Source organism: Mesorhizobium sp. M2A.F.Ca.ET.042.01.1.1 (assembly GCF_003997405.1).
GTDB lineage: Bacteria > Pseudomonadota > Alphaproteobacteria > Rhizobiales > Rhizobiaceae > Mesorhizobium.
In genome coordinates this window covers 1-8,130 of record NZ_RZRX01000270.1, presented here as the reverse complement: position 1 = coordinate 8,130, position 8,130 = coordinate 1, and the positions used below count along the sequence as shown (strand labels likewise).

Sequence of the window (8,130 nt, the reverse complement as noted above, 5' to 3'; positions counted from 1 at the left end):
GTATGATCTCAACCTGCAGCTGCCGACGCCGATGATCCCGCGCGAGCACCGTTTTACCGTCAAGGGCCGCATCGGCGCCGAGGGCCAGGAACTGCAGCCGCTCGACGAAGCCACCCTCGAAGTGATCGCCGACCGGATCGCGGCCGGCAATTTCGGCTCGGTCGCGATCGGGTTCATCCATGCCTACGCCAATCCTGACCACGAGCGCCGGGCGCGCGAAATCCTCTCGCGAAAACTCAGCATCCCGATCTCGATCAGCGCCGAGGTCTCGCCGCAGATGCGCGAGTTCGAGCGTTTCAACACGGTCTCAGCCAACGCCTATGTGCGGCCGCAGATGGCCGACTATCTCTCCCGCCTGCAGACACGGCTGAAGGACATGGGCGCCGAGTGCCCGGTCTTCATGATCCATTCGGGCGGCGGCCTGATCTCGGTGGAGACCGCTTCGGAATTCCCGGTACGGCTGGTCGAGTCCGGCCCGGCGGGTGGCGCGATTTTCGCCGCCGACATCGCCCGTCGCTTCGGCCTGGAAAAGGTCGTCTCCTACGACATGGGCGGCACCACCGCAAAAATCTGCCTGATCGAGGATTTTGCGCCGCGCACGGCGCGGACCTTCGAGGTGGCGCGCACCTATCGCTTCTCGAAAGGCTCGGGCATGCCGATCTCCATACCGGTGATCGAGATGATCGAGATTGGCGCCGGCGGCGGCTCGATCGCCTGGGTCGACGCCATGGGCCGCATCCAGACCGGGCCGGAAAGCGCCGGCTCGGAGCCCGGCCCTGCCTGCTACGGTCGCGGCGGCAAACGCCCCGCGATCACCGACGCCGACTTGGTGCTCGGCAAGCTCGACCCCGACAATTTCGCCGGCGGCGCGATCAAGCTCGACACCTCCGCGTCCGAACAGGCGATCCTGCACGATGTCGGCGAGCGCCTGTCGCTCAACGCCCTCTCGACAGCCTTCGGCATCTGCGAAGTCGTGGACGAGAACATGGCGAACGCCGCCCGCGTCCACGCCGTTGAGAATGGCAAGAACATCTCCGACAATCTGATGATCGCCTTTGGCGGCGCCGCGCCCCTCCACGCGGCGAGGCTCTGCGAAAAACTCGGCATCGACCAGTGCATCGTGCCGCGCGGCGCCGGCGTAGGGTCCGCGATCGGTTTCCTGAAAGCGCCGTTCGGTTATGAGGCGCTGGCGTCCAAGCTGACGCGCCTGTCGCGCTTCAAGCCGGCCGAGGTCAACGCGCTCCTCGCCGATCTCAAGGCCTCCGCAGAGGGGTTTGTGCGCAGCGGCGACAGCGGCAGGATCGTCTGCGAGATCACCGCCTTCATGCGCTATGCCGGCCAGGGTTGGGAAATCCCGGTGCCGCTGGCGGACGAGCCGTTCGGCGACGATGCGGTGGCAAAACTCAAGGCGCTGTTCGAAGAGAACTACCAGCGCTTCTTCGGCCGCGCCATCGAGGGGCTCGACGGGCTGGAGATCGAGATCGTCACCTGGTCGGTCAAGGCGACGGACGTTCGTCCGGCCGTGACACCGCATGAACTCACCACCGGCAGGAAGAAGAGCGAACCGACAACGACCCGGGTCGTGTTCGATCCGGCGACCGGCGCGCCACAGACCTATGGCATCGTCGAGCGCGACACGCTCTGCGTCGGCGACCGCGTGGCGGGGCCCGCCGTCATCGTCGAGCGCGAGACATCGACCGTCGTCACCACCAGCTTTGACGCCGTCATCCAAAGCGACGGAGCGATCCTCCTGACCCGCAAAGGCAGCCAGGCATGAGCGATATTGGCGCAATCCGCATGCAGGTGATGTGGAACCGGTTGATCTCGGTGGTCGAGGAGCAGGCGCTGACCTTGCTGCGCACCGCCTTCTCCACCTCTGTGCGCGAAGCCGGCGACCTGTCAGCGGGCGTGTTCGACCCGCGCGGTCAGATGCTGGCGCAGGCGGTCACCGGCACGCCCGGCCACGTCAACACCATGGCCGAGGCCGTGCTGCATTTCATGCACGCGATCCCGCGCGATCAGATGTTCGAGGGCGACACCTATGTCACCAACGACCCATGGCTCGGCACCGGCCACCTGCATGACATCACCATGGTGTCGCCGTCCTTCCTGAACGGCGAGCTCGTCGCCTTCTTCGCCTGCACGGCGCATGTCGTCGATGTCGGCGGCCGCGGCTTCGGCGCCGACGGCAAGTCGGTCTATGAGGAAGGCATCCAGATCCCGATCATGAAGTTCGCGGAAAAGGGCAAGGTCAACCTCGATCTCGTCCGCATCCTGCGCGCCAATGTCCGCGAGCCCAACCAGGTCGTCGGCGATTTCTATTCGCTCGCAGCCTGCAACGAGGTCGGTCACCGCCGCCTCGTCGACATGATGAAGGAGACCGGCCTCGCCTCGCTCGACGGTCTCGGCGACTTCATCTTCTCGCGCACCCGCGACGCCATGCTCGAACGCATCGAGGCGCTGCCCAAGGGAAGCTGGTCGAACGAGCTGGTGACCGACGGCTATGACGCGCCGGTGAAGCTGGCGGCCACGGTCTCGGTCCGCGACGACCATGTCGAGGTCGATTTCACCGGCAGCGATCCGATGAGCCGCTGGGGCATCAACTGCCCGATCATCTACAGCAAGGCCTATGCCTGCTACGCGCTGAAATGCGTGGTCGCTCCGGATATTCCGAACAATGCCGCCTCGCTCGCCCTCTTCACCGTGTCGTCGCCCATTAACATCCTGAACGCGGTGCGGCCCGCGCCGGTGGCGCTCAGGCACATTTTCGGCCACATGGTTCCCGATCTCGTGCTGGGCGCGTTCTCCAAGGCGTTGCCCGGGAAAATCCTCGCCGAAGGCGCCGGGGCGCTCTGGAACATCCATATCTCGGCGCGGCCTGTCGCCGGCGCGTCCGGCCGCCGCGCCGAAGTGCTGATGTTCAACTCCGGCGGCATGGGCGCCCGCCCCGATCTCGACGGCCTGTCGGCGACGGCCTTCCCGTCCGGCGTGCACACAATGCCGATCGAGGCGACCGAGCATACCGGTCCGATCGTCATCTGGCGCAAGGAGCTGCGGCCGGACTCCGGCGGCGACGGCGAATTCCGCGGCGGCCTGGGACAAGTCATCGAGATCGCCGCCACCGACGGCCACGAGTTCGACTTTTCCGCCATGTTCGACCGCGTCAATCATCCGGCGCACGGCCGCGAAGGCGGCAAGCCGGGCGTCGCCGGCGTGGTCAAGCTCGATGACGGCACTAGGATGCGCCCCAAGGGCTGGCAGCATGTGCCGGCTGGACGCAGGCTGATCCTGGAACTGCCGGGCGGCGGCGGCTATGGCGATCCGGCCCGGCGCAGCGTGGCCGCGCGGGCCAATGACCGTTCCAAGGGTTACATTACGGAGAACGACCGATGAGCTATGTTGCCTCGCGCCTGTCGACCGAGGCGATCGCGCGGATCAAAGCCGCCGTCGCGCAAGTGGAGTAAACGATGCCGCATTATGAACGTATCCTGATCACCGGCGCCGCCGGCCGGCTCGGCTCGCAGTTGCGCAAGGGGCTGGTGCCGCTCGCCAAGACGATCCGCCTGGCGGGCCGCGAGCCCTTCGGCGATCTCGCGCCCCACGAAGAGGAAGCTGTCTTCGACCTCGCCGACATGGAAGCCACAATCGCGGCGACCAAGGATTGCGACGCGATTGTGCATTTCGGCGGCGCGCCGCTCGAATGCGAATGGCAGACCATCTTGGATTCCAGCATCCGCGGCTCCTACCACATCTATGAAGGCGCCCGGAAACATGGGGTGAAGCGCGTCATCTACGCTTCCTCGGTGCATGCGATCGGCTATCACGAGATCGAGGCGCATATCGGCGTTGACGCGCCGGTGCGGCCGGACAGCCTCTATGGCGTGTCGAAGAATTTCGTCGAAAGCCTCAGCCGGCTCTATTGGGACAAGTTCGGCATCGAGACCGTGTGCCTGCGCATCTTCTCGTCCTTTCCCGAACCGGCCGATCGCCGCATGCTGTGGTCTTATCTCTCTTTTGCCGACTGCGTGCGCCTGGTTGAGGCGTCGCTCACCGCGCCGCGCGTCGGCCACACCATCTCCTTCGGCATATCCGACAACAAGCTGAAGATGGTCGACAACAGCGGCGCCCGCCATCTCGGCTTCATCCCGCAGGACAGCGCCGAACCTTTCCGCGCTACCGTCGAGGCGAAGACCACTGTTCCCGATCCGAAGAGGCCCTCGGTGAAATATCTCGGCGGCTGGTTCTGCGAGCTTGGCCACCCGGACGACAAGCCGGCTGAATAGCGCGGCACTCAGCCAGCGGGAGGCAGGCTGTCCCGGATGAAGCGATGCCAGGCGCCGCCAAGCACAAGGGACGTTCCCGTCTCGTCGAAGCCCGCCGCGAGCAGGCCCTGCGAAAGCCCGGGAAAATCGAGGTTCGATCCGAACCAGGACGGCTGCGCCGGGAAGCTTGCAGCGGCCTGAATCTCGCGGGTCCAGCGGCCCTCGCGCATCCAGCGCAGGACGCTGTCGGGCTGATCCTGGCAGAGATCCGAGCCGATGCCGAGATGCTCAGCTCCCATGATTTCAGCCGCCTCCCTGGCCATCTTGCCGAATTGGTCGAGCGTCGTGTCCGAGCCGTTCGGAAGATGCAGCGGATAAAGCGACAGGCCGAGCAGCCCTTCCCCTTCGCGCAATGCCTGCAAAACGTGCTTGGACACATTGCGATTGCTGTCGCGGAGCCAGCGCGGATTGGCGTGGCTGATGACCACCGGGCGCTCTGAGAGCGCGATCGCCTCCAGCGCCGTCCGCTCGCCCGCATGCGACAGATCGATGATCATGCCGAGCCGGCTCATCTCGGCGATCGCCTCGCGCCCCATCCGCGTCACGCCGCTGTCTTCCTTCTCCATCCAGCCGCAGCCGAGCAGCGACTGGTTGTTGTAGGTGAGCTGCATGAAACGGATGCCGAGATCGAAGAGCATTTCGATGAGGCCGATGTCGTCCTCGATCGGCATCGGGTTTTGCAGCCCGAGGAAAATAGCCGTCCGGTTCGAGGCCCACGCCCGCTCGATGTCGCCGGCATCGCGAGCCAAGAGGATCAGATCCTCATTGTCGCGAAAGCGGGTACGCCAATCCACCAGATGGCGCACCGTCTCGCGAAAACCTTCGTGATAGCCGACCGTGGCATGGACCGCGGTCAGCCCGCCCCGGCGCATCTCCTGGAAAATTTCGCGCGACCAGTTGCAGTATTGCAGCCCGTCGATGAGCACGTGCGGCGCGTCGCTGGTCATTCGGCCGCGCCCGCGTGAATGTAGGACGTCTTGACCTGCGTGTAGAACTCGACCGCCGAACGTCCCTGCTCGCGCGGGCCGTAGCTCGAGGCGCGAACGCCGCCGAACGGCACGTGATAATCGGTGCCGGCGGTCGCGAGGTTGACCATGACGCAGCCCGAGCGCGAGGCATGGCGGAACTTTGTCGCGCGCGCCAGGGAGCGCGTGGCGATCCCCGCTGTCAGCCCATAGGGCGTATCGTTGGCAAGGAAGATCGCCTCGTCGAGATCGTCGGCTGTCATAACGCAGGTGATCGGCGCGAACATCTCCTCCTGGTTGATGCGCATGCGCGAGCGCCCGTTGAGGAACACGGCGGGCGCCATGTAGTGGCCGCGATACGCCAGGTCGAGCGCCTCGCCGCCGGTCGCAAGCTCGGCGCCCTCACTGATGCCGAGCGTCACATAATCGAGATTGGAAGAGAGCTGTTCTGCGCTGACGACAGGTCCCATCTGGACGCCGGCCTCCAGCGCGTGGCCGACCTTCAGCGCCCTGGTTTTCGCCAGCAGCTTCTCGACGAAGACGTCATGGATCGGCCGGTGCACGATCAGGCGCGACGAGGCCGTGCATTTCTGGCCCGTCCCGCCAAAGGCGCCGTTCACGGCCAGGTCGACGGCGCGATCGAGGTCGGCATCGTCCATGACGACGAACGGATTCTTCGATCCCATTTCGAGCTGCAGCTTCACGAACCGCGCGGCGGCGAGCGCTGCTATGCCCGAACCGACAGCGCCGGAGCCGGTGAAGCTCAGGCCTTGTATGTCGGCATTGGCGGCAAGCTCGCGGCCAATCGTCGATCCTGACCCCATCACCAGGTTGAACAGGCCTTTCGGGATCGCCTGCCGGCTGATGATCTCGGTCAGCGCCCAGGCGCTGGCCGGGGTAATGCTGGCAGGTTTCCAGACCACCGCATTGCCGAAGGCAAGCGCCGGCGCGATCTTCCAGGACGCGGTGGCGACAGGGAAATTCCAAGGAGAAATGATCGCGACGACGCCGAGCGGCTCGCGCTCGATCAGCACATCGACGCCGGCCCGGACCGAGTCGGCGGAGGCGCCGAGATTGCGCAGCGCCTCGGCTGCGAAATAGGTGAAGAACTGCCCGGCGCGATAGACCTCGCCGATCCCCTCGGGAAGCGTCTTGCCCTCCTCGCGCGAAAGCAGTTCGCCAAGCTCCTTCGAGCGGGCCATCAGCTCGCGACCGATGGCGTCGAGAACGGCGGCCCGCGCTTCGAGGCCCGCTGCCGCCCATTCGCGCTGCGCGCCTTGCGCCGCCGCAACGGCATCATGGATGTCGGATGGCTGCGCCTGGGCAAAGCGCCCGACGACATCGGTCACATCCGATGGATTGATATCCTCAACCCACTCTGCGCCGTCGCGCCATTCGCCTGCGACAAAGTTCCGACCGCTCAGCATCCTGTTCGACCTGCATCAATTCGGTTGACAACGACCTAACCAATGCTGTGAACTTCAATCAAGCTCAATTTTTGGCACAAACGTTCAGGCAAGCTTAACAGTGACCAAAACCATCAGCCTGACCGGCATGCGCAGCTTCGTCGCGGTCTGCGAGACCGGCGGCGTGCGTGCCGCCGCCGATCAGATCGGCCGAACGCCGTCGGCCGTGTCGATGACCCTGAAGCAACTGGAAGACGATATCGGCGCGCCACTGTTCGAGAGCGAACGCAAGGGCGCGCTCTCGCCGGTCGGCCGCATCGTGCTCGACGAGGCGCGCGCCATGATCGCGCATTACGATCGCGCCTGCCTGGCGATGACCAGCTACGCCGCGGACCTGCAGGGACGCTGCGACGTGGCAAGCGTGCCTTCGGTCGCGGTGACCTTGCTGCCGCGCGCGGTCGCGCAGCTTCGCGCCGAGGGCAGCAGTTTCGACATCCATGTCCGCGACAGCGATTCCAACGCCATTGTCGAGGCGGTTGAAAACGGCATGGTCGAGGTGGGCCTGTGCGTACTTGCCAGCAAGCGGCCGCAGCTCAGTTTCGAGCCGCTGTTCCAAGAGCCGCTCGATTTCGTCTGTCCGGTCGATCATCCGCTGGCGAAATCGAAGCGCCCGTTGAAATGGGTGCAGCTCGAAGGCGAGAGCTTCATCCGCAATGGCGCGGCCGAAGCACTCGGGCTTGCCGAGACCGAGGCGCTTGCCGCCGGCTCGAAACTCACCGCGACCAATGTGAGCTCCAACCTGGCGATGGTGGAGGCTGGGCTCGGAGTCACCATCCTGCCCAGGCTCTGCCGCTGGAAATGCAGCCATGCCGTGCGCTTCGTTCCGCTTGCCGATCCGCGCTCGAGCCGGACGGTCGGCTGGATCGCCAAGGAAGGCCGGAACCTGCAGCCCGCGTCGCTGCGCTTCATCGAATGCATTCGCCAGCAGACCCAGGCGGGCGAGAAAGAGTTCGGCTATGCCGCGGCATGATTGGTGGTGACAGGATGGCACGCCTGACGCAAGCCCACATCGAAACGCTCGCCCGAGAAGCGCTGACGCGGCACGGTGCAAGCGAGCGGCAGGCCGAAGCGCTGGCCGCCGGCATCGCGGCGGCGGAACGCGACGGCCTGAAGTCGCACGGGCTGATGTATCTGCCGACCTATTGCGAGCACTTGACCTGCGGCAAGGTGCTGGGACTGGCCGAGCCGCGCCTGACCCGGCCGGCTCCGGCGGTTGTCGCCGTCGATGCCGGCAACGGCTTTGCCCATGCGGCCATCGCTACCGGCCTGCCGCCGCTGATCGAAGCGGCCGGCTCCCAAGGTGTCGCCGCGCTTGCCATCCGCAATTCCTACAATTGCGGCGCGCTCGGCTATCACACCGAGCGCATCGCCCGGGAC

At 65.6% G+C, this 8,130-nt stretch carries 7 protein-coding genes; 5 read left to right on the top strand and 2 right to left on the bottom strand.

The genetic code is table 11. The features are described 5' to 3' along the window. From EOA23_RS28720 to EOA23_RS28710, 3 genes are all read left to right on the top strand, one after another. A partial coding sequence (locus tag EOA23_RS28720; RefSeq protein WP_145966505.1) for a hydantoinase/oxoprolinase family protein occupies positions 1 to 1,777 on the top strand: 1,777 nt, incomplete at its 5' end. Next, complete coding sequence (locus EOA23_RS28715; protein WP_127306633.1) at positions 1,774 to 3,393, top strand: hydantoinase B/oxoprolinase family protein; 1,620 nt, start codon at positions 1,774 to 1,776, stop codon at positions 3,391 to 3,393. The genes EOA23_RS28720 and EOA23_RS28715, both read left to right, overlap by 4 nt. Positions 3,394 to 3,467: 74 nt before the next feature. Beyond that, positions 3,468 to 4,283 carry an NAD(P)-dependent oxidoreductase gene (locus EOA23_RS28710; RefSeq protein ID WP_127306632.1) on the top strand — a complete coding sequence of 272 codons (816 nt, stop codon included), beginning with the start codon at positions 3,468 to 3,470 and terminating at the stop codon, positions 4,281 to 4,283. Positions 4,284 to 4,291: 8 nt separating this feature from the next. Here the strand turns inward: EOA23_RS28710 and EOA23_RS28705 are convergent, their stop codons facing one another. Both EOA23_RS28705 and EOA23_RS28700 read right to left on the bottom strand, forming a co-directional pair. Beyond that, entirely contained in the window at positions 4,292 to 5,269 is a 978-nt protein-coding gene (locus EOA23_RS28705) for a membrane dipeptidase (RefSeq protein WP_127306631.1), read from the bottom strand. Further along, positions 5,266 to 6,714, bottom strand: a complete 1,449-nt coding sequence (locus tag EOA23_RS28700) for an aldehyde dehydrogenase family protein (RefSeq protein WP_127306630.1) — start codon at positions 6,712 to 6,714, stop codon at positions 5,266 to 5,268. The genes EOA23_RS28705 and EOA23_RS28700 overlap by 4 nt, the downstream gene beginning before the upstream one ends. A gap of 100 nt (positions 6,715 to 6,814) precedes the next feature. Here EOA23_RS28700 and EOA23_RS28695 point away from each other — a divergent pair, with 100 nt between their 5' ends. Both EOA23_RS28695 and EOA23_RS28690 read left to right on the top strand, forming a co-directional pair. Continuing rightward, the gene (locus EOA23_RS28695) at positions 6,815 to 7,723 is read left to right on the top strand and encodes a LysR family transcriptional regulator (protein ID WP_127306629.1); all 909 of its coding nucleotides are present in this window, start codon (positions 6,815 to 6,817) and stop codon (positions 7,721 to 7,723) included. A gap of 14 nt (positions 7,724 to 7,737) precedes the next feature. Further along, the coding region (locus EOA23_RS28690) for an Ldh family oxidoreductase (RefSeq protein WP_189341740.1) at positions 7,738 to 8,130 on the top strand (393 nt) is incomplete at its 3' end.

Bases quoted from the DNA above. Each gene is read 5' to 3' on its own strand.
- EOA23_RS28700 (WP_127306630.1), bottom strand. From the start codon at position 6,714: ATGCTGAGCGGTCGGAACTTTGTCGCAGGCGAATGGCGCGACGGCGCA.
- EOA23_RS28705 (WP_127306631.1), bottom strand. From the start codon at position 5,269: ATGACCAGCGACGCGCCGCACGTGCTCATCGACGGGCTGCAATACTGC.
- EOA23_RS28710 (WP_127306632.1), top strand. From the start codon at position 3,468: ATGCCGCATTATGAACGTATCCTGATCACCGGCGCCGCCGGCCGGCTC.
- EOA23_RS28715 (WP_127306633.1), top strand. From the start codon at position 1,774: ATGAGCGATATTGGCGCAATCCGCATGCAGGTGATGTGGAACCGGTTG.